Annotated in this window: 22 protein-coding genes; 13 read left to right on the top strand and 9 right to left on the bottom strand. The window is 61.7% G+C overall.

Annotated elements, in window-relative coordinates:
- Window positions 1-909, bottom strand: coding sequence for a LysR substrate-binding domain-containing protein (locus M2394_RS23955; protein WP_178922160.1), 909 nt, complete (start codon window positions 907-909; stop codon window positions 1-3).
- A gap of 117 nt (window positions 910-1,026) precedes the next feature.
- On the opposite strand from M2394_RS23955, the gene M2394_RS23950 reads away from it, so the two are divergent.
- Complete coding sequence (locus M2394_RS23950) at window positions 1,027-2,238, top strand: cation:dicarboxylate symporter family transporter (RefSeq protein WP_259174809.1); 1,212 nt, start codon at window positions 1,027-1,029, stop codon at window positions 2,236-2,238.
- Window positions 2,239-2,298: 60 nt separating this feature from the next.
- On the opposite strand, the gene M2394_RS23945 is transcribed toward M2394_RS23950, so the two are convergent.
- Window positions 2,299-3,921 carry an argininosuccinate lyase gene (locus M2394_RS23945; RefSeq protein WP_259174808.1) on the bottom strand — a complete coding sequence of 541 codons (1,623 nt, stop codon included), beginning with the start codon at window positions 3,919-3,921 and terminating at the stop codon, window positions 2,299-2,301.
- Between the two features lie 198 nt (window positions 3,922-4,119).
- Here M2394_RS23945 and M2394_RS23940 point away from each other — a divergent pair, with 198 nt between their 5' ends.
- The gene (locus M2394_RS23940) at window positions 4,120-5,013 is read left to right on the top strand and encodes a LysR family transcriptional regulator (RefSeq protein ID WP_259174807.1); all 894 of its coding nucleotides are present in this window, start codon (window positions 4,120-4,122) and stop codon (window positions 5,011-5,013) included.
- A 129-nt stretch (window positions 5,014-5,142) separates the two neighbouring features.
- Here the strand turns inward: M2394_RS23940 and M2394_RS23935 are convergent, their stop codons facing one another.
- A complete protein-coding gene (locus M2394_RS23935; protein WP_259174806.1) occupies window positions 5,143-5,610 on the bottom strand; it encodes a copper chaperone PCu(A)C in 468 nt (155 codons plus the stop codon).
- Window positions 5,610-6,218, bottom strand: a complete 609-nt coding sequence (locus M2394_RS23930; RefSeq protein ID WP_034106413.1) for an SCO family protein — start codon at window positions 6,216-6,218, stop codon at window positions 5,610-5,612. Before M2394_RS23930 ends, M2394_RS23935 begins: the two co-directional genes overlap by 1 nt.
- 180 nt (window positions 6,219-6,398) lie before the next feature.
- Between M2394_RS23930 and M2394_RS23925 the strand changes: the two genes are divergently transcribed.
- Complete coding sequence (locus M2394_RS23925) at window positions 6,399-6,782, top strand: DUF2946 domain-containing protein (RefSeq protein ID WP_259174804.1); 384 nt, start codon at window positions 6,399-6,401, stop codon at window positions 6,780-6,782.
- 62 nt (window positions 6,783-6,844) lie between these two features.
- Complete coding sequence (locus M2394_RS23920; protein ID WP_259174803.1) at window positions 6,845-7,390, top strand: putative natural product biosynthesis protein; 546 nt, start codon at window positions 6,845-6,847, stop codon at window positions 7,388-7,390.
- Here the strand turns inward: M2394_RS23920 and M2394_RS23915 are convergent.
- Window positions 7,365-8,279 (bottom strand): aromatic alcohol reductase, encoded by a 915-nt coding sequence (locus M2394_RS23915; protein ID WP_259174802.1) that lies wholly within the window; start codon window positions 8,277-8,279, stop codon window positions 7,365-7,367. The two genes, M2394_RS23920 and M2394_RS23915, sit on opposite strands and share 26 nt — an antisense overlap.
- A gap of 91 nt (window positions 8,280-8,370) precedes the next feature.
- On the opposite strand from M2394_RS23915, the gene M2394_RS23910 reads away from it, so the two are divergent.
- Entirely contained in the window at window positions 8,371-8,781 is a 411-nt protein-coding gene (locus M2394_RS23910) for a helix-turn-helix domain-containing protein (RefSeq protein ID WP_178922150.1), read from the top strand.
- Between the two features lie 56 nt (window positions 8,782-8,837).
- Complete coding sequence (locus M2394_RS23905) at window positions 8,838-10,022, top strand: lysozyme inhibitor LprI family protein (protein WP_259174801.1); 1,185 nt, start codon at window positions 8,838-8,840, stop codon at window positions 10,020-10,022.
- A 4-nt stretch (window positions 10,023-10,026) separates the two neighbouring features.
- Here the strand turns inward: M2394_RS23905 and M2394_RS23900 are convergent, their stop codons facing one another.
- On the bottom strand, window positions 10,027-10,314 hold the full coding sequence (locus tag M2394_RS23900; protein ID WP_259174800.1) for a hypothetical protein: 288 nt from the start codon (window positions 10,312-10,314) through the stop codon (window positions 10,027-10,029).
- A 189-nt stretch (window positions 10,315-10,503) separates the two neighbouring features.
- On the opposite strand from M2394_RS23900, the gene M2394_RS23895 reads away from it, so the two are divergent.
- Window positions 10,504-10,710, top strand: coding sequence for a PLDc N-terminal domain-containing protein (locus tag M2394_RS23895; RefSeq protein ID WP_178922144.1), 207 nt, complete (start codon window positions 10,504-10,506; stop codon window positions 10,708-10,710).
- Window positions 10,711-10,768: 58 nt separating this feature from the next.
- Here the strand turns inward: M2394_RS23895 and M2394_RS23890 are convergent, their stop codons facing one another.
- Complete coding sequence (locus M2394_RS23890; protein ID WP_178922142.1) at window positions 10,769-11,329, bottom strand: type 1 glutamine amidotransferase domain-containing protein; 561 nt, start codon at window positions 11,327-11,329, stop codon at window positions 10,769-10,771.
- Between the two features lie 265 nt (window positions 11,330-11,594).
- Here M2394_RS23890 and M2394_RS23885 point away from each other — a divergent pair, with 265 nt between their 5' ends.
- Window positions 11,595-12,026 carry a DNA methylase gene (locus tag M2394_RS23885; protein WP_178922141.1) on the top strand — a complete coding sequence of 144 codons (432 nt, stop codon included), beginning with the start codon at window positions 11,595-11,597 and terminating at the stop codon, window positions 12,024-12,026.
- 95 nt (window positions 12,027-12,121) lie between these two features.
- The gene (locus M2394_RS23880; protein ID WP_405046583.1) at window positions 12,122-12,760 is read left to right on the top strand and encodes a DUF72 domain-containing protein; all 639 of its coding nucleotides are present in this window, start codon (window positions 12,122-12,124) and stop codon (window positions 12,758-12,760) included.
- Here M2394_RS23880 and M2394_RS23875 read toward each other — a convergent pair.
- Window positions 12,725-13,510: a DeoR/GlpR family DNA-binding transcription regulator gene (locus M2394_RS23875; RefSeq protein ID WP_259174798.1), complete on the bottom strand. Its 786-nt coding sequence runs from the start codon at window positions 13,508-13,510 to the stop codon at window positions 12,725-12,727. The genes M2394_RS23880 and M2394_RS23875 overlap by 36 nt on opposite strands.
- Before the next feature lie 121 nt (window positions 13,511-13,631).
- Here M2394_RS23875 and M2394_RS23870 point away from each other — a divergent pair, with 121 nt between their 5' ends.
- Window positions 13,632-14,792, top strand: a complete 1,161-nt coding sequence (locus M2394_RS23870; RefSeq protein ID WP_259174797.1) for an alpha-hydroxy acid oxidase — start codon at window positions 13,632-13,634, stop codon at window positions 14,790-14,792.
- Window positions 14,793-14,984: 192 nt separating this feature from the next.
- Here M2394_RS23870 and M2394_RS23865 read toward each other — a convergent pair whose 3' ends face one another.
- Window positions 14,985-15,911 carry an alpha/beta hydrolase gene (locus M2394_RS23865; RefSeq protein WP_259174796.1) on the bottom strand — a complete coding sequence of 309 codons (927 nt, stop codon included), beginning with the start codon at window positions 15,909-15,911 and terminating at the stop codon, window positions 14,985-14,987.
- Window positions 15,912-16,073: 162 nt separating this feature from the next.
- On the opposite strand from M2394_RS23865, the gene M2394_RS23860 reads away from it, so the two are divergent.
- From M2394_RS23860 to M2394_RS23850, 3 genes are all read left to right on the top strand, one after another.
- Complete coding sequence (locus M2394_RS23860) at window positions 16,074-16,943, top strand: SDR family NAD(P)-dependent oxidoreductase (RefSeq protein WP_259174795.1); 870 nt, start codon at window positions 16,074-16,076, stop codon at window positions 16,941-16,943.
- Between the two features lie 180 nt (window positions 16,944-17,123).
- Window positions 17,124-17,711: an NUDIX domain-containing protein gene (locus tag M2394_RS23855; RefSeq protein ID WP_259174794.1), complete on the top strand. Its 588-nt coding sequence runs from the start codon at window positions 17,124-17,126 to the stop codon at window positions 17,709-17,711.
- Window positions 17,712-17,717: 6 nt separating this feature from the next.
- A complete protein-coding gene (locus M2394_RS23850; protein WP_259174793.1) occupies window positions 17,718-18,881 on the top strand; it encodes an alpha/beta fold hydrolase in 1,164 nt (387 codons plus the stop codon).
- The last annotated feature ends 137 nt before the right edge of the window (window positions 18,882-19,018 follow it).

Genomic DNA, 19,018 nt, shown 5'->3' with positions numbered 1-19,018 from the left:
TCATGCCTTGCGATAGATCCCGCTTAATTCCCGCGCCAGCTCGATGAAGTTTTGCAGCGGCGCTGATGGGTTGAAAGTACGGCGTACCAGCGTGATCGGCGCCAGCAATTTCGGGCGGGCGTCCTTGATCCGGCAGTACACCACGCTTTCGCGGTGCACATCGCGCATGGAAGCGGGCACCACCGAGATGCCTTCGCCGGCTGCCACCAGGCTGACGTTGGTCAGCATGCGTTCCACTTCAAAGGCGATCCTGGGCTCGAAGCCGGCGTTCTGGCAGGCTTTGATCAGGTTGGCGTACATGCCCGGCGCGCCCGGGCGGCGGACCAGGATGAAGCGCTCGTCCTTAAGGGCGACCAGGGGGATGGCCGCGTCGTTCAGCAGGGGGTGGCCGGTGGGCAGTGCGAGCAGCATTTCTTCGTTGAGCAGGCGGTGGAAGGTCAGGCTCTGGTGGGTGCTGACAGGGGCGCGGAGGATGCCGATGTCGAGGCGTTTTTCGATACTGTCCTCGGTCACTTCCCGGGCACTGCCTTCGTTGATCGACAGTTCCACGCCGGGGTAGCGCTCGCGGTAGGCGCGGATGATTCGTGGGATCAGCGGGTGGGCGGCGGCGGAGCTGGTGAAACCGATCACCAGGGTGCCTTCGATGCCTTGGGCGGCCCGGGACGCCTTGAGCGAGCCGTGCTCGACCCGGGCCAGGATCACCCGGGCCTCCTCCAGAAACACCAGGCCGCCGGCCGTGAGGTCGACGCCCTTGGGGTGACGCTTGAACAGGTCGAAGCCCAGCTCCTTTTCAAGGGCGCGGATCTGTTGGCTGAGGGGCGGTTGCTGCATGTTCAGGCGCGCAGCGGCACGGGTGAAATGTCGCTCTTCGGCCACCATGATGAAATAACGTAAATGGCGAAGTTCCATGGTGGTATATCCCGTGACAAGACTTTATTATTTGCGGCCTGCAGCGGCCAGGCGGTCAATATGCCGAAAGTGTCGGATGCCGACAATAACAATAAGTAAAAACATGCCGGAGTGCCGATGCTCACCCGATATACCCAGAACGGAACCCTGCCTATTCTGATTGCCATCGCACTGGGCATGACGTTGGGCCTGGTGTATCCGGACCTGGCAATCGAGATGAAAGTGCTCAGTGACGCGTTCATCAAGTTGGTCGGTTTATTGATGCCGTTCCTGCTGTTTGTGCTGGTGTCCACCGGTGTTGCCGGGATCAAGCGCGAACCCCATCACCGCCATGTCGTGCGGCGGATCATCGTGTATTTCCAATTGATGTCTTGCGCTGCGCTGGTGGTGGGCATGGCAACCGGCTGGGTGTTCAACCTGGAGCACAGCGCGTTGCCGACGCCCCCGTTACCGGCTGAAGGCTTCCTGCACGAACTGTCGCTGTTGTCGGCGTCTTCCACGCTGTATCACGTGTTTGCCCAAAGCCTGGTGCTGCAGGTGATGTGCGTTGCCGTTGTCTGCGGGCTGCTGCTGGGGCGGGGTAGCCGCGTCGGCAACCGCTGCCTGGGCTGGCTGGAGGCGGGTGTGCAGGGCCTGTTCTATCTGTTGCGGATTATCTTGAAGTTTGCCCCTTTGGCAGCCTTTGGGGCGATGGCATTTGTGGTGGGTAAATACGGCGTTAGTTCGGTATTACCCTTGTTGAAGTTTGTGGTGGTTATTTATCTGGTCAGTGCGTTATTTGTGGGTGTGGTATTTGCCGCTGTCACGCGTTGGGTCGGCGTTAAGTTATCCAGTCTGATTATTTATTTAAAAGAAGAGTTGTTATTGGTGACATTCACCGGCTCTTCCGTGGCTGCTCTTCCGGGGTGCGTGAACAAACTCGAAGCCTTGGGCTGCGACCGCCAATTGGTACGCCTGGTGTTGACCACCGGCTACACCTTCAACCTGGCTGGCACCAACCTGTACCTGACCACCGCGATCATGTTCCTCGCGCACATGGCCGGTGTGGAGATGGCCCTGCCGCAATTGCTCGCGGTACTGGTGATCTGCCTGATCACCTCGTTGAGCTCCACCAGCGTGGCGGGTTCGGCGCTGTTTACCCTGATTGCGACCTTGAACATCCTGCAACTGGTGCCGCTGGAAGGCGTCGGGTTGTTGCTGGGCGTGGAGCGATTGATGAAGTGCCGCTCGTTGACCAATGTACTGGGCAACTGCGTGGCCTGCCTGGCGATCTGCGCATGGCAACGATCGATTGACCGGACGGTGTTGCGGCGGGAGTTGGCGAGCTGAGGCCGACGCGGAGCAAATGTGGGAGCGAGCAAGCCCGCTCCCACATTGTTGAACCGCGTGTCAGCCTTTGGTGTTGGCCAGTTTGTCGAAGGCTTTGTCGAGGTTGCCTTCGGCGTTCTGCAGCTTTTCACGTCGTTCTTTCAGCCACTGCTGATCGCCTTCCAGCGTCTTGCGCGCCTCCGCCAGCATGCGCTTGACCTCTTGCGGTTGCGGGCCGCCGGTGCCTTTGCGGGTCTGCACCATGGTGGTCGGCGACAGCGCCGCGCGGAAACCGGCCTCATCGAGTGGCAAGGTGTTGGGCGTCCACTTGTACTTGTCCGCTGCCTGGCTATACAGCTTCTGCGCATCGGCATACGGGAAGGTTTTCGGCGTGGTGCCGTTGCTGCGGGCTTCGGTCACGATCAGCGAGGCAAAGCTGTGGCCGATGCGGAACGGCACCTTGAATTGGCGCTCCAGGGTGTCGGCCAATTCCATCGAGGTGGTCCATTCCGACTCCAGCTCTTCCAGCGCGCGCTGCGGGTTGATCTGCAACGCGTCGAGCACTGCGTCGGTGGCTTCGAACATCTCCTTGGTGGAGCGGAACACGCCCAGGGAGTCGAAGGCGAACTTGTAGTCGGTCATGCCGGTGGTGACGTTGTGGGCACGCAGGGTCACCGCCTGCGCCAGGCCGACCACGTCCGAGGCGCTTTCACGGGCACGCATCAGCAAGCCCGGGTTGCGTTTTTGCGGCATCGCGCTGCTGGTGTAGGTGGCTTCTTCATCCAGCAGCAGCCACGGGCGGATCTGATGGTACTGGGTGTGGATGTCGCCGATCATCGCGCCCACGCGGATCGCCGAGGACGAGGCCAGGTTGGCCGCTTCAATCGGGATGTCGTAGGTCGACACTTGGCTCGAATCCAGCGAGTTCTCACGCACCCCATCAAAACCCAGCAGCTCGGCCAGGCGTTCGCGGTTCAGCGGGTACGCCGAGTTCGCCAGCACCGCCGTGCCCATCGGGCTCTTGTTCAGGCGCGTGTACAGCTCACGGATGCGCTGGCCGTCGCGGTCAAACGCCGCCTCGAAGGCCAACAGGTAATGCGCATAGCTGATGGGCATGGCCTGCACGCCATTAGTGTAGGCGGGCACCAGCGTGTCGACGTTTTTATCGGCAATGTTCAGCAGGCGCAGGCGCGTGGCGTTGAGCGCTTCGCTGTAGGCCAGCACCTGGCTGCGCAAGGCGGCCAGGCGGTAGGTGGCGAGCATGTCTTGGCGGCTGCGGCCGGAGTGGATCAGCGAGGCTTCCGGGCCGATCTTGTCGGTCATGATTTTTTCCAGTTGCAGCACGTCACTCGGGCGCGTGCCACCGGGCTGGTCGGCCTGGGCGATGGCGTAGCGCACGCCACCGGCGATCTTCTGGCCCATCTCGGGCTTGACGATGCCTTCTTCGGTGAGCATCACGATCGAGGCTTTGTTGATGCGGTTCAGCCAGGCGAACTGGGTCTGGGTCGGGTCGCCCTTGGCTTTGTGTTCGGTTTGCGAACTGTCGGGGGTGGCGCCGACTTTTGCCGCTTGGTCAGCGCATTGTTCGGTGGTGGCGCACGGCAGCTCGCCGGTATTGGCCGCCTGGGCGCCGAAACTGTTGAAGAGGGCGAAAGCCACCGCCAGGTGGAGCAGGCTTTTCAGGGCGCGAGGGGATGTGTTCACAGGGATACCCGATTTATTTTTGGAATTGTGGGCCGCTGTCGCGCAGGCGAGGGCGGCAGAATCAGGCTATCGGGTCTGTTTGCAGATTGAAAATATATAGTAAGTGTTGATGGCAGAGCTTTTATGTATGCCGTTAAGGCTTTGAAGCCAATCTTCATAATGCCTGTGCTATACCGTGCCTTTTCTGCGGAGCAACCTATGCGCCAGGATCAACTCGACGGGCTGGTGACCTTTGTGTGTGTCGCCGAACACGCGAGCTTTTCGGCCGCCGCCGTGCGCCTGGGCGTGTCGCCCTCGGCGGTGAGCCAGGTGATCCGCAACCTGGAACAGCGCCTGGGTGTCGCGCTGTTCAACCGTACCACCCGCAGCGTGAGCCTGACGGAAGCGGGGGCGGGGTTCCTGGCCAAGGTGCAGCCGGCCGTGAACGCACTGACGGCAGCGGCCCAGGAGGTGGGCGACAGCAGCGGCTTGCCGTCCGGCCTGCTGCGCCTCAACGTGCCCCGTGCCGGCTACTTGACGGTGCTGCAACCGCTGTTGTCGGCGTTTCTTGAAGCCCACCCGCAGATCGACCTGGAACTGACCCTGGAAAATGCCCTGGTCGACATCGTGCGCCTGGGCTTCGACGCGGGCATTCGTTTTGGGGATTTCGTCGAGCAGGACATGGTCGCGGTCAAGGTCGGGCCGGCGTTGCGTATGCATGTGATCGCGTCCCCTGGCTATCTCGCCCGATACGGCACGCCGAAACACCCGGGCGAATTGCTGCAGCACAACTGCATCGGCTTTCGTGCGTCGAGTGGCGTGGTGGAGCGTTGGGATTTGGCCAGGGGCCAGGAGACACTGTTGCTGCCGGTGAGCGGGCGGATGATCGTCAATGACTCATCGGCGCTGGTGCAAAGCGTGCTGGACGGGCTGGGGATCGGCTACATGATCAGCGGGCATATCGACCCGCTGATTGCGCGAGGCGAACTGGTGAGCCTGTTCGAAGACTGGTGCCCGACGCTGCCCGGGTACACCCTGTATTACCCCAGCCGCCGTCGCGTCAGCCGCAAACTGCGGGCCCTGATCGACTTTTTACGTGAGCCAAACCTGTAGTGAGCGGGCTTGCCCCGCGCCGCGGCGTATCAGTCACCCAACCCCTACCTGACACACCAAACGGCGATCTACCTGGCGCTTGGGGGTTGTCTGATACGCCGCCGCGCGGGGCAAGCCCGCTCACTACAGTCAGTGCATTTTGCTGTGGTCCATGCCGTCGAGGGCGCGGGCGGGGGCCTTGATGTCGATCGTTTGTTTGTTGCCCTTGGCGTCTTGCACCGTAAGGGTCAGCGGCACCTGGTCGCCTTCTTTGATCTGGCCGGTCAGGCCCATCAGCATCACGTGGTAGCCATTCGGGTCGAGGGTGACCGCCTTGCCGGCGGGCAGGGCAACCGAGTCCACCGGGCCCATGCGCATCACGTCGTCCTTCATGCTCATCTCATGGATCTGCACGTCCTTGGCCACTGGCGAGGCTACGCTCAGCAACTTGCTGTCGGTATCGGCGGTGACGGTCATGAAGGCACCGCTGGACGGCTGGCCCGGCACGGTGGCGCGCACCCAGGCGTCGGTGACCAGCACCTGGGCGCTGGCGTGGGCGGCGAGGCCCAGCAGGGTGAGACCGAGGGTCAGGCGCTTGAGGTGTTGAACGGCAGTCATTAGCAGACCTCCATGACGGTGAGCAGGTCTTCTGCGCACTCTTTAGCGGTAAGGGACGCCTGCAGGCCCAGGCGCAGGTTGCCACGGGTGTCGAAGACAAAACTGGTGGCGGTGTGGGACAGGGTGTAGGTGTCGCCGGCGGGGATCTTTTCATAAAAGATCCCGAATTCCTTGGCGGCCACGGCGATCTCTTCCGGGGTGCCGTACAGCGCTTCGAAGCTGGGGTCGAAGGCCTTGACGTACTTGTCGAGGATTTCCGGAGTGTCGCGTTCGGGGTCGAGGGTGATGAACACCACCTGCATGATCTCGCCATCGCGGCCCATCAGCTTCTTGGCCTGGGCGGCACGCGCCAGGGTGGTGGGGCACACCGCCGGGCATTGGGTAAAACCGAAGAACACCACCGGCATCAGGCCACGGTACGAACTCAGGGTGACGGTCTCGCCGTCGGTGTTCTTGAGCTTGAAGGTGCGGCCCATGATCTTGTCACTGAGGTCCTTGCCGTACTTGAAGTTCAGCTTGGGGCTGTAGTCACAGCCGCCCAGCAGGCTGCCCAGGCCCAACAGGCCCATACCGGTCAGCACTTTGCGGCGGGTGAATAACGTACTCATCAACTGTGCATCCTGTGAAACGCCTGCATTGCTCTGGAGCTGCACATCAGGCTTGGGAAAGGAGTAACGATGCGGGCGCACAGTCTACCAACCCAGGCCAGCCCACGTAATCTGCGACGTTCTGCCACAGGGGCGCGTCGTGCTTCATCCCTGCGCGGCTTCGGTGGTAGAGTCGCCGCCATGAAATTGAGCCACCCCGACCGCGCCCTGATCGCCTGGACCCTGTACTTCTGCGTGCTGATGAACGTGTTCGTCTGCGGTTTGGGGCATGGCCAGATGATGGGCCAGCAGCTCAACGGGATCGGTGGCGCGTTCTGTTCCGTGGAGGGCAAGCAGGCGCCACTTTCCGACAAAGGGTTGAGTAACCCGGCGTCCAGCAACATCTCGAACTACTTTGCCTGCCCGGTGTGCAACGCGGTGACCGTCGCCATCGTGTTCCTGATCGGCCTGGCCTGGTTGCTCGGCCTTGGGCAAACCCCACGCCCGGCCCATGAACGGCGCAGCAAGGCGCCTCCGCGATATTCCTGGCCGTCGGCCAACCCCCGCGCTTCTCCAGCTTTCTGACGTGTGCCTTGGGCCTCCTGTGACCAGGGGGCGTTCTATCGTCACGACTGTGAGTGCGTTCCATGAACCCTGTATTGCCTGCCGGCGCTCGCCGCCTGGTCAGCAAGGCGTCCCGTCGCCTGCGCGCAGAACCGACTCTGCCTGACTACCCGAGCAATTCCCGTTGTTTCGTGCACCTGGATGCACGCCTGCTGCCCCATTGGCACACCTTGTTCGACATCTGCCCGGCGTTGCTCAAGCTCGACCCACCGGAAGGCCTGAACCTGTTCCGCAGTTTCATGACGTGGGCCTACCGCAACCAGCCGCCGCTGGACTGGACCTACCACCTGAATATCTGCCGCTGGCTGCTCGGCTCAGCCTATCGCACGCAGATCGACGACGAGCCGATCGAAGCGTTCATGGCCGCTGCGGCTGCGTGCTGGGTCAACACGGACGACAGCCAGGCCCGGGGTGTGGTCCTGGCCTGGCGAGGTACGCGGGTATTCGATTGGAAGGGCGGTGCATTGACGGCGGCCGAGCGTCAGCCGTTGCCGACGCCCTTGGAGGATTTCGCCTGGTGCCCGTTGACGGCCCGGGGTGAGTTCAACGGGTGGTTGCCGGTGCCGTGAGGTGCTGGCGGATCCAGCTTTCGACGTCTGTCACCGCAATCTGATGCTGTGCATTGAAGGTCACGGCGGGGTCCCAGGCCACGCCGTTGCCCTGGGCGAATACGGCACGGTATTTCTTCAGGTTGTCGTGCGGCGTCTCGGCCAGTTCCGCCTGTAAATGCGGCACCGACCAACGCTCGCGGTTCAGGGTGATGCCCAGCACCGCGTCCACGGTATCGGCCAGTTGCCCGTAGGTCAGGGTGTCGCCGGCAGTGAACACCACCTGGTTGGTGAGTGGCGGTTGCGCCAGCACGATCTGCGCCGTCAGCCGGCCGATATCCTCCGGGGTGGTGACGGTGACGGCGGTGTCCCAATCGCCCAGGGCATGCACGGTATTGTTGGGTAAATCGACCACGCCAAAGGACGGTTCGAACAGGAAACTGGTGAACATCCCGGTGGAGATAATCAGCCACTGTGTGCCTTGTTGGCCACGTAGCAGGTCGCGTACATCCAGCTGTTCATCGAAGGTATCCTGCGGGCTGCCGCGACCGATCACGTCGTAGTCCACGCCAAATTGCCACGGCACGTAGCGCTGCACGCCGCCTTCAATGGCCGCCCGTGCGAGCTTGCGCTGGGTGCCCGGGCCTGCGGCAAACCCGGTGCAACAGATGACCGTGGCGAAGGGTGCGAAAAGCGCGGCGAGGGTGCTTTGGCTGTCGTTCTGCAAGTCGCCGGCGAGCAACTCGATACCCAATGTTTGCAGCTGCCGGGCGGTGGCCGATTGCAGGCTGGCAGGGCGTAGCATTACCGCTATTCGCGTGGTGTGTGAGGCGGTCGAAGCGGCCAGCGCTTGCAGCACAGCCATGCCCAGTTCCCCGGCACCGAGTATCAGAATGGAAGAAGGGGTCATAGGGTTCTCCGTCGAGGTTGAAAGTCGTGGCATGCTTGCAGAATTCATCGCCACGCATAAGAAGGCACACCAGTGATACCGGGAGACCCGCATGGATAACCACGAGATCATCCGACGCTCGCAAGCGGCCTGCGATGCCCTGAGCGCAGACGATGACGGCCTCAAGCGCGAGCTGCTGACCCATGCCGGCAACCGCTGGTCCCTGGGGATCGTGCATGTGCTGGGGGTGAACGGCCGGTTGCGCCATGCCGAGATCGGCCGGCGCATGAAAGGCGTGACCCAGCGCATGCTGACCCGCACGCTGCGCCAGTTGGAACGCGATGGCCTGGTGCTGCGCCACGACTTCGCAGAAGTACCGCCCCGGGTCGAATACGCGCTGTCACCCCTCGGCACACAGTTGTTGGTGAACATGTTCCCGCTGTGGAGTTGGGTGGTGGACAACGCTGACGCATTTCGCCAAGCGCGGGAGCGCTTTGACGCCACCCGAGATGAGGCTTTGTAATCGGCAACAGGCGCGGCACACTACGCGCCTTCAACGCCTCATCTTCAAGGATCGCCATGGATTGCAGGGTCAAAAAATACGCTTCGTTGTTGTGGCTTGCCGGGGTACTGCTGGGTGCTTGTACACCGGCCTGGGCAGCCTCATTTGACTGCAAGAAAGCCGTCACACTCGTCGAGCAGACACTCTGCGCCAATGCCGAATTGAGCCGCCTCGACACCACGCTGGGCGAACACTACCGGCGTGCCATGGACAAGCTCGAAGGCGCGCCGCGTGAGGCGTTGCGCAACGGCCAGCGCGCCTGGCTGCAAACCCGCAATGCCTGCGGCCGTGACGTCACTTGCCTGCAACCTTTGCTGAGCCAGCGGGTGGTCGAAGTGGGCACGCTCACCCAACCGGACACCGCCGAGCTCGATGCGATCATCGCCAGCATTCCCGACCGCCCGGCCGACGCCGCCAAGGGCTTGCGCGGTTACCCGACGAGTGAGCTGGCTGCGGCCTGGCTGGTGTACCTGCAACGTTTCGAACCCACCAGCGGGGTGACCGCTGAAGAAGCCGACGCCAACCGCCAGCAGGTGTTGGCGGTGCTCAAGACCGACAGTTTCCCCTGGGGGATTTACCAGGACCTCGAGAACGACACCAAGGTCAGCCGCGACCAGGTCATGCTGACCCTGCTGCGCATGATGATCGAGCGTGCGCAGTACGTGTTTTTCGGTGACCAGCGCGCCTATGTGCACTGCTTTGTGTTCAGTCGCCACGGCGCGGATGCGTACGCAGCATTCGGGCCTTTGTACGGCTCCACCCGCGATACCTTCGCGCCCGTGTGTGCGCCGCAAGGTGACTTGTTCAAGCAAACGCCCTGGAAACAGCTGGACGCCGCTTTCGACCCGGCCATCTCCACGGCCAGCGGCAACACGGGCACCATCCGCTTTGCCAGCTACGCCGCGTGGAATGTACTGGGGCTTCGGGCAACCGTATCACCACGGGACTTCCTCACGCCGGCGGCGCCCGCGCAGGATCCCGCCGCCGCTATAAGCAGCTGGACCGATGACGCGCTGTGGCCAAAAAAATCCCGTCAGCAGGCACTGGCCGCCATCGAGCCGGCACGGCAACTGACGGCGACCTGGTTGCAGCGAGAGCGCGGGCTGTCGGCCGATGACGCACGCAGGGCAGCGCGGGAAATTGTCCGGCAGTGGCTGGACCAGCGCCTGGACTTTATCGGCGACTACGACGGCAGCGAATAAGCTGCTAACTCCCGGTGCGAGGTGTGCGGCTCGGCTGGGTTTTATCGCTGCGGTGCTTGGGTTTGGGGGCCGGTTTGACGCTGTCTTTTTTCGGCGTCGAATCGGCTTTCTTGTCGCTGTCGGCGGGGCTGCTGGGGTAGGTGCCTGGCGGCAGGGCAGAGCCTGGGGCATTGTCCCCGCTCAAGCTGGGCGGTGGGCTGGTGTCATCGCCGAAGGCCGCATGGGCCGGGCTGCCCAGCCATCCGGCGAGGCAGATGATCAACACGATGTTGCGCGAGATATCGGTCTTCATGACGTGATCCCTTTTCCATGTTTCGCCGCCTCCGGGTCAATTCAAGGGGGCTTACCTAGTGGGAGTCATGGCCTGGAACCAAAGTTTGGAAAATTTCCCCGTGCGCGACGAAAGGCCATCGCCGGGCAGTTTTAATGAACCCTCGCGCCGATCCCTTGACCTAATGCATACGACCTCAGGAGGTGACGCATGCAAATAGATTATGTCTGGATCGGTTTGGCGGTGATTCTGCTGCTGTTGGAGCTGTGGGCAATCAACATCGTATTACGCAGCACCGGTGGCTGGGAGACCAAGGGGCTGTGGCTGATCATTCTGATTTTTGTGCCGCTGTTTGGGCTCATCGCCTGGGCCATGTTCGGGCCCAAGCGCGAGATGCCCGATCACCGTCGAAGCTGAAACTGCCGTTAAAAAAACAGGCGCCCCAGGGCGCCTGTTTTCGTTCAGTGGAAGGCCATCAACCGGCAACAGCCTTGGCGATGGCGTCGTTGAATGCCGGCAAATCGTCTGGCGTGCGTGAGGTGATCAGCGCCCATCCATTGGCCTTGCACTCCTTGACCTGTGCATCCACCCATTCGGCAGCTCCGGCGTTGATCAGATCCGTGCGCACGCTTTTGTACGAGGTGAGGGTCTTGCCCTTGATGACGCCAGCGTCGATCAACGCCCACGGCCCGTGACAGATGGCCGCCACGGTTTTGCCGGCTTTGACGAACTCATTGATCAGCTTGAGAGCTGCCGTGTCCTGGCGCAGGGTATCGGCATTTACAGTGCCACCTGGGATGATCAGGGCGTCAAAGTCGGCGCTGGAGACCTCGGACAATTTAGTGTCGGATTCCACCGCCTTATCTTTCTCGGTGTCGCCCACAAATGTCTGGGTCGTACCGCCCTTGCTGGAAGCGTGGGTCACGGTCGCGCCATCGCCGCGCAGTTGCTGCAGAGGCTTGAGCAGTTCGTCGCGCTCGATACCCGTGTTGGAGGTGATGATCAGGATCTTCTTGGCAGTGAGTCGGGAACTCATGGTGGGGTGTCTCCTGTGGCGAACGTTGGGTGGGAAGGTGTGGCTACCGTCTGTTGAGCGGGCGTGTGCGCCGAAGGTTTAAATTAATTCGCGTTTATTTCTCCGATGGTCTGCCCGGGCAATTTCCTTGAACTATCCCCTCAGAGTGGGCCTCTGCTGTTTACAGGGCCGCTGTTTCAAGGGGCGTTCAACTGCCAGGAGTCACCGCCATGATCCCGTTCGCCTGTGATGAAAAAAGCTCCGATCCCATGCTGGGGGAATAACCATGGCTCGTTCAATTAGTGCATCGGAACTCGGCATTGAGCTCACGCCTGAAGACAACAGCAGCCTGTTCAAATGGTTTCTTGCCAGCTTCCTAATGGGTAAACGCATCCAGGCGCCCATCGCGGCCCAGGCTTATCGGGTGATTGTCGAGGAAGAGGGCCGGGACACGGCGCGCAAGTTGCAACATTGCACCTCCCGCGAATTAGTCGCGATGCTGGGGCGCGCGCATTACGTGCGTTATGACGAGTCCACCGCACAGCGCCTGCTCGATCTGAGTGCCAAACTGAACGCGGAATACGCGGGCAACATCACGCAGATGCGCGACGCCAGTAATAATCGCCAGGCGTTTGAAAAACGCCTGGGTGAGTTTGATGGTGTGGGCCCCAAGACCATTGAGATTTTCATGCGCGATGCGGCTGCGGTGCTGTTTTGACGGCGCCGCTGTTTGTGGGCTGTGCGGGGTGGAGCTTGCCTCGGCAATACGCGTCGGCCTTTAAAAGCGAGGGCACGCATTTACAGCGCTACGCAATGCGCTTGAATGCGGTGGAAATCAACAGTTCGTTTTACCGCCCGCATTTGGCCAAGACCTATGAGCGTTGGCACGACTCGGTGCCATCGGCATTTCGCTTTTCAGTCAAATTGCCGAAAAACATCACCCATGAACTTCGCTTGCAATACTGTGAGACCGCCCTGGATGAGTTCATTGAGCAATGCCTGCACTTGGGTCAAAAGCTAGGCTGTTTGCTGGTGCAACTGCCTCCCTCACTGAGCTATGAGCCAGGCGTGGCTGCAACGTTTTTCACCGCTCTGCGCCAACGCTATACCGGAGCCATTGTGCTTGAACCGCGTCATGCCAGTTGGCTCAAGGCCGAGGCGTTGTTGGAGCGTTTCCAGGTGGCGCGGGTGGCTGCTGACCCACCCGTGATCGAACGCGGGGCGAGCCCCGGCGGTTGGCAAGGCGTGCGTTATTGGCGTCTGCACGGTTCACCGCGTCTTTATCACAGCGCCTATGGCCTGGAGCGTGTGCAGGCGTTTGCGCGCCTGCTCGAGCAGTCGGTTGCGCAGGGTATTCTCACATGGTGCATTTTCGATAACACCGCCAGCGGGCATGCTGTGGCTGACGCCTTGGACCTACTCGACCTCCACCCTCAACACCTCCAAGCCTAACTGCTCGTACGCCTCGACACTCGGCACATGCCATTCGGTAATCAACGTATGGATTCGGCTGCATGGCGCCACGATAAAGGGCTCCACGGCGCCGAGTTTGTCCGCCATGGTCACCGCCACTACGTGTGAGGCGCTGTCGAGCAGGGCCTGTTTGACCGCCACTTCATCAAAATGCAGCGAGCTGATGCCGATCTGCGGGTGCAGCGCGCACACGCCGGTAAACAGCAGGTCTGCCTTGACGCTTTCAATCAGGCGAACGGTTTCATGCCCGCTGGTGGAAAGGGTCGCCGGGTTGAGTTGGCCACCGGCCAGAATCACTTTGACGTTGGGGTGATCGGCCAGGGCGACGGCAATCATCGGTGACGGCGTGACCACCGTCAGGCGGATGTTGCGTGGCAAGGATTGGGCGATTTTCAAGGTGGTTGAGCCGGAATCGAACAGCACAATCTGCCCGTCTTCCACACGGTCTGCGGCCAATTGCGCGAGCTGGCGCTTGGCGTCGTTGGTCTCGCCGACGCGGGTGAAGAAATCCTTGCCGGTGTCTTTGGGCCGGGGCAGGGCGCCGCCGTGGACACGTTGCAAAAGACCGGCTGCCGCAAGCTCGCCGAGGTCACGGCGGATGGTGTCCTGGGACACGGCAAAATGTTCCACCAGTTCAGCGGCGGTGACTTTGCCGTCGCGCTCCAGCAGCAACAGGATCTTCTGCTTGCGCAACGAAGGCAGGTCGATGGCGTGATGAGTGTTTTGCATGTTTGTGCGTCTTTTTGCGGGTTTGTGCGAGATTAGCCCTCGGGTGATGTAAACGCAATGGCTGGTTGTATGGCGGATCTACGCTTACTCTCTGTGTTCAGTTCAGGGAGAGGTGACCCCGATGTCGTTGATCACAACCATCGAAGACTTACGCAAGCTCGCGCAAAAACGTGTCCCAAGGATGTTTTACGACTACGCCGATTCCGGCTCCTGGACTGAAAGCACCTACCGGGCAAATGAAAGCGATTTTGCCCAGATCAAATTCCGCCAGCGGGTGGCGCGCAACATCGATTCGCGTTCGATCCGCGCCACCATGATCGGCCAGGACATGGCCATGCCGGTGGCCCTGGCGCCGACCGGGTTGGCCGGCATGCAGCATGCCGACGGCGAGATCCTCACCGCCCGCGCCGCCGCCGCGTTCGGCCTGCGCTACACCTTGTCGACCATGAGCATCTGTTCACTGGAAGACATTGCCGAACACGTCGGTCAACCGTTCTGGTTCCAGTTGTACGTGATGCGCGACCGCGCGTTCATCGAGCAGTTGATCGAGCGCGCCAAGGCCGCAGGCGTGGACGCATTGGTGCTGACCCTGGACCTGCAGATCCTTGGCCAGCGCCACAAGGACTTGATCAATGGCCTCTCGGCGCCGCCCAAACTGACCTTGCCGAATATCCTCAACATGGCCACCAAACCGCGTTGGGTAATGGGCATGCTTGGCACCAAACGCCGGGGCTTTGGCAACATTGTCGGGCATGTAAAAGGTGTGGCCGACATGAGTTCGCTGTCGTCGTGGACCGCCCAGCAATTCGACCCGCGCCTGAGCTGGGACGATGTGGAGTGGATCAAGAAATGCTGGGGCGGCAAGCTGATCATCAAGGGCATCCTCGATGTGGAAGATGCGCGGCTGGCGGCCGATTCCGGCGCCGATGCGTTGGTGGTGAGCAACCACGGCGGCCGCCAGTTGGACGGCGCGCCGTCGAGCATCAGCCAGTTGCCGGCAATCGTCGAGGCCGTGGGCAAACGGATTGAAGTGTGGCTCGACGGTGGTATTCGCTCCGGGCAAGACGTGCTCAAGGCGATGGCACTGGGCGCAAAAGGTACCCTGATCGGGCGGCCGCATTTGTACGGTTTGGGTGCGATGGGCGAGGCGGGCGTGACCAAGGCGCTGGACATCATCGCCCGTGAGTTGGACGTGTCGATGGCGTTGTGTGGCTATAACGATATACGCGATGTGAACCGCGAAATTCTGCTGCCGGGTACATTTCCTGAAAGCATTTATTGAGCAAAAAAATCGTAAAAAAATAAAAAGAGTTGTCCACGAAAACCGTGGGTATCTCTGTGGATAACTTTACGAAGGCCCGGCAGGGTTGGCGATTTAACCCGCGGTTAATATTTGATCAACTGCCGGCGCGGGCCAGTATGGGCAGGGTTTGCGCTTGACAGCCAAGCGCAGACCGGGTGCCGAAAAGTGCTTTCAGGAGTCGCCGTTGCGACCTGTGGAGTGTGTCACCACCTGTGCTGGCACCTTCGCGCGCATCAGGTTGTCCAGCGCCTGGCCATAGCTGCGACCCGCCAGGCTCATGCTGTTGTTATGACTGGCGCCTGGCACCAGCAACAACCGCTTGGGGTCCTGGGCGGCATCGAACAACTGCTGGCTGAAACGCGGCGGTACATAGCGGTCGTCGAGGCCATGCACCACCAGCAGCGGCATGTGCACCTCGGCGATCTTGTCGATCGAATCGAATTTCTGCGACAGCAACCAGCGCACCGGCAACGAGGTGTTGGCCACGGCGGTGGCGACATCGGCCAGGGAGGTGAACGTGGATTCGATCACCAGCCCGCGTACCGGCACCGGGTTTTGTTTGCTTAGCTCGGCCGCGAGGTCGATGGCCACGGCGCCGCCCAATGAGTGTCCGTAGAGCAGGCGTTTGCTTGGGTCGGGCTGCAGCACCTGGAAGCGCTCCCAGGCAATGCGCGCGTCTTCGTACACGCTGGTTTCCGAAGGCAAGTCGCCCTGGCTCTGGCCGAAACCGCGATAGTCGATGGCCAGCACCGAATAGCCCAGCGCGTGCAATTGCTCAATGCGAAACAGCTGCCCGGTGAGGTTCCAGCGCACGCCGTGCAGGTAGAGGATCGCCGGGGCGTCCTGCTTGTCTGCCGGCCACCACCAGCCGTGAATATTCTGCCCCGACTTGAAACTGGCGGGCTTGAGGTCGAACTCCTGCACGGCTTTCGGCAAGCCGGTGTACCAACCCGCCGTGCCAGGCTCGATGCGAAACACCAGCTCGCGTTCCTTGTGTTGCAGCACGGCGCAGCCCACCGGCAGGCCGACGATCAACAACGCCATGCACAACAGGGGAAACCAGCGCAGGCCCAGGCGAGACATAAAACGAGATGACATGAAGGTTCCAGGACAAAGGCGAAGCACGGGTTTTACCAGATGGCTTGCGCGGGCAGGAATTAATTCGACCACCGTCAGGGGCGATAGCTTGCAAAGTGTTACAGCATTGAACAAGCCCGTCACGGGTTGTTAGGGTGGGCAGCCGAACAGGAGAGCACGTCTATGGATTTCACAGGAAAAACCGCGATTGTCACCGGTGGCGCACGCGGGTTGGGACTCAGTTATGCACGAGCGCTGGCCATGGGCGGTGCCCGGGTGGTGATCAGTGACATCGGGGCCGATAAGGTGGGGGCAGGTGCCGACCCATCGGTGGTACAGGCCGCCGCCCAGGCGTTGCAGGCTGAAGGCCTGGCGGTGATCGGCGTAGCGGGCGACTTATCCCAGCAAGAGGGTTGCCGGCAACTGATCGCGCACACGATCGAGGCCTTCGGGCAGCTCGATATCCTGATCCACAACGCAGGCTGGGTGGGCTACCAAAACATCGAAGACCTCGACCCCGCGTTCCTGCAACGGGCCATGGATATCAACCTCTACGCGCCACTCTGGTTGTGTAAGCACGCCTGGCCGCACCTGCTGCGCTCCCGCTCACCGCGCATCATTCTCACCACCTCCGACCGCGCCATGTATGCGCAGTACGAGCAGACGGGGCTGGCGGCCTACAGTGCCGGCAAGATGGCGCAACTGGGCATCATGAATGCGCTGAGCCATGAGGGCGCGCCGGCCGGTATTCGTGTCAACGCGATCTCGCCGGTGGCCAAGACCCGCATGTGGGGCGTGACTGAAGAGCCGGACGAACTCAAGCCGGACTGGGTGACACCGGGCGTGGTATTCCTGGCCAGTGCGCAGTGCGACGACACGGGCTATATCTTGCGCGCCAGCAATGGCCAATTCACCGCGACGCGGTTCACGGAAAACCCCGGAGTGGATTACCCGCGGGACCTCGCGCGGGTAAAAGCGCACAGCGCCGAGGAAGTCGCCGCCGCCTGGTCGCGTATCAAGCAGGCGCCGGCTCAGACGGTTGCTGGCACCTGAACTCGATTGCGCCCCCGCGCTTTGGACGCGCACCACTATCCGTAGCGTCGGGATGTGCAGCATCATTTCCTTGAACCTGGAGAGATCCTTCGTGGAGCGCGATTGTAGCCGCAAGTGATCCGCTTGACGCTGGCCTTGGCGCAACCACATGCTCCACCTTCCACGCGCTAAGGACCGACCATGGACAACAGCCCCGTTCGCATCAACGCCGAAGAAACCCTCTCGGACAACTGGTACATCCTCAAGAAATACAGCTTCGACCTGCGCCGCCAGGACGGCACCTGGCAGGCCCAGACCCGTGAGGTCTACGACCGAGGCAATGGCGCGACCATCCTGTTGTACAACCGTGCGCAACGCACCGTGCTGCTGATCCGTCAGTTCCGCATGCCCACCTTCGTCAACGACTACCACGGCTACCTGATCGAAGCCGCTGCCGGTTTGCTCGACAACGCCAGCCCCGAAGAACGCATCCGCCTGGAAGCCGAAGAAGAGACCGGCTACCGCGTCCATCATGTGGAAAAAATCTACTCGGCCTTCATGAGTCCGGGTTCGGTGACCGAGCGCATTCACTTTTTCATCGGTGAGTACCAGCCAGGCGACCAGGTGGGCAGTGGCGGCGGCATCGAGGAAGAGGGCGAAGACATTGAAGTGCTTGAACTGGGCTTCGAGCAGGCCCTGGCCATGGTGCAGAGCGGTGAGATTGTCGACGGCAAGACCCTCATGCTGTTGCAGTACCTGGAATTGCGCATATTGAAAGAAGGCTGGTGATCGTCGATGCGTGGGTGGGCGTTGCTGTGGGTGTTGATCGCGGGCAGTAGCAGCGCTGCCGAGGGTTTCTACACCTGGAACGGCCCGGTGCCGACGGTGCCAGGCAAGCTGCTGCGCAGCGAGGCTTTGACGCCGCCACAGAGCCTGGCGTCGGCCGCGCAGAACCTGCGCATTCTCTATTCCTCCACCGACGGGCTCGACAACCGCACGCCCATCGCGGTGTCCGGTGCGCTGTTCGTGCCCAAGGGCACACCGCCTGCCGGTGGCTGGCCGCTGATGGCCTGGGCCCACGGCACGGTGGGCAGCGCTGACCGGTGCGCGCCGTCACTGAACGCGCGCAGCCCACGGGACACGCGTTACCTCAACTATTGGCTCGACCAGGGTTATGCGATTGTCGCGACTGACTACCAGGGGCTGGGCACGCCGGGTTTGCACCCTTACGGGCTGACCCGCCCGCTGGCCTATGGCGTGCTCGACAGTATTCGGGCGGTGGGCGCGGGGGGATTCAACCTGTCTCGGCGGGTGGTGGTGTTTGGCCAATCCCAGGGCGGCCGTGCGGCGTTTGCCACGGCGGTGTCGGCCAAGGCCTATGCGCCGGAGGTGGAACTTGTCGGCGTGGTGGCGACGGGCACGCCTTATGCCTCGACCCACACCCACGGCAAAAGCCCCGAGCTTGAAGAGGCGCGCCGTTCGGTGGTGCCGACGTTTGCCTACAACCTGTTGCGGCTGAGTACGGCGGCTTTGCTTGATCCTTCCTTTGTGCCGGCCGATTACTTGGCTGATCAGGCGTTGCCGGCGTTCAAGGCCAGCCAGGAGGATTGCTTGCATGCCATTGAGCAGCGGGTGGTGGCGGATGGGTTGACGTTCAATAACAGCTTCAAGCGTTCGCCCAAGGTGGCGTTGGAGCGGGTTTATCGTGAGTCGGCGTATCCCACGTTGAAAACCGATGTTCCGGTGTTTTTGGGGACGGGCGGTAAGGACCGTGATGTGTTTGTGCCGGGGCAGAAGGCGTTGGTGAGGGAGGCGTGCAAGGTGGGGGATCGGGTGGAGTGGCATTTTTATCCGGAGCTGGATCATTCGGGGACGGTGAATGGGTCGTTGGGGGATTCGACGGGGTTTGTTCGGCGGGCGTTTGGGGGGGAGGGGATTGGGGGGAATTGTCCGCGTTAATTTTGTTGAGGGGGCATATCCGTTATTTGGGTGATGGCGGAGTATGGTTCCGCCCTTACGGCGGGTCACTTTTGGAAAAGAGCCCGGAATGCCGGCCCAGCCAAAAGTAACCAAAAGGGCTCTTGCCCCAACACTCG

This window comes from Pseudomonas sp. BIGb0164, from assembly GCF_024810135.1.
Lineage (GTDB): Bacteria > Pseudomonadota > Gammaproteobacteria > Pseudomonadales > Pseudomonadaceae > Aquipseudomonas.
This window is presented reverse-complemented; position numbering and strand designations above follow the sequence as displayed.

Bases quoted from the DNA above. Each gene is read 5' to 3' on its own strand.
- M2394_RS23955 (WP_178922160.1), bottom strand. From the start codon at position 909: ATGGAACTTCGCCATTTACGTTATTTCATCATGGTGGCCGAAGAGCGA.
- M2394_RS23950 (WP_259174809.1), top strand. From the start codon at position 1,027: ATGCTCACCCGATATACCCAGAACGGAACCCTGCCTATTCTGATTGCC.
- M2394_RS23940 (WP_259174807.1), top strand. From the start codon at position 4,120: ATGCGCCAGGATCAACTCGACGGGCTGGTGACCTTTGTGTGTGTCGCC.
- M2394_RS23935 (WP_259174806.1), bottom strand. From the start codon at position 5,610: ATGACTGCCGTTCAACACCTCAAGCGCCTGACCCTCGGTCTCACCCTG.
- M2394_RS23930 (WP_034106413.1), bottom strand. From the start codon at position 6,218: ATGAGTACGTTATTCACCCGCCGCAAAGTGCTGACCGGTATGGGCCTG.
- M2394_RS23925 (WP_259174804.1), top strand. From the start codon at position 6,399: ATGAAATTGAGCCACCCCGACCGCGCCCTGATCGCCTGGACCCTGTAC.
- M2394_RS23920 (WP_259174803.1), top strand. From the start codon at position 6,845: ATGAACCCTGTATTGCCTGCCGGCGCTCGCCGCCTGGTCAGCAAGGCG.
- M2394_RS23915 (WP_259174802.1), bottom strand. From the start codon at position 8,279: ATGACCCCTTCTTCCATTCTGATACTCGGTGCCGGGGAACTGGGCATG.
- M2394_RS23910 (WP_178922150.1), top strand. From the start codon at position 8,371: ATGGATAACCACGAGATCATCCGACGCTCGCAAGCGGCCTGCGATGCC.
- M2394_RS23905 (WP_259174801.1), top strand. From the start codon at position 8,838: ATGGATTGCAGGGTCAAAAAATACGCTTCGTTGTTGTGGCTTGCCGGG.
- M2394_RS23900 (WP_259174800.1), bottom strand. From the start codon at position 10,314: ATGAAGACCGATATCTCGCGCAACATCGTGTTGATCATCTGCCTCGCC.
- M2394_RS23895 (WP_178922144.1), top strand. From the start codon at position 10,504: ATGCAAATAGATTATGTCTGGATCGGTTTGGCGGTGATTCTGCTGCTG.
- M2394_RS23890 (WP_178922142.1), bottom strand. From the start codon at position 11,329: ATGAGTTCCCGACTCACTGCCAAGAAGATCCTGATCATCACCTCCAAC.
- M2394_RS23885 (WP_178922141.1), top strand. From the start codon at position 11,595: ATGGCTCGTTCAATTAGTGCATCGGAACTCGGCATTGAGCTCACGCCT.
- M2394_RS23880 (WP_405046583.1), top strand. From the start codon at position 12,122: ATGCGCTTGAATGCGGTGGAAATCAACAGTTCGTTTTACCGCCCGCAT.
- M2394_RS23875 (WP_259174798.1), bottom strand. From the start codon at position 13,510: ATGCAAAACACTCATCACGCCATCGACCTGCCTTCGTTGCGCAAGCAG.
- M2394_RS23870 (WP_259174797.1), top strand. From the start codon at position 13,632: ATGTCGTTGATCACAACCATCGAAGACTTACGCAAGCTCGCGCAAAAA.
- M2394_RS23865 (WP_259174796.1), bottom strand. From the start codon at position 15,911: ATGTCATCTCGTTTTATGTCTCGCCTGGGCCTGCGCTGGTTTCCCCTG.
- M2394_RS23860 (WP_259174795.1), top strand. From the start codon at position 16,074: ATGGATTTCACAGGAAAAACCGCGATTGTCACCGGTGGCGCACGCGGG.
- M2394_RS23855 (WP_259174794.1), top strand. From the start codon at position 17,124: ATGGACAACAGCCCCGTTCGCATCAACGCCGAAGAAACCCTCTCGGAC.
- M2394_RS23850 (WP_259174793.1), top strand. From the start codon at position 17,718: ATGCGTGGGTGGGCGTTGCTGTGGGTGTTGATCGCGGGCAGTAGCAGC.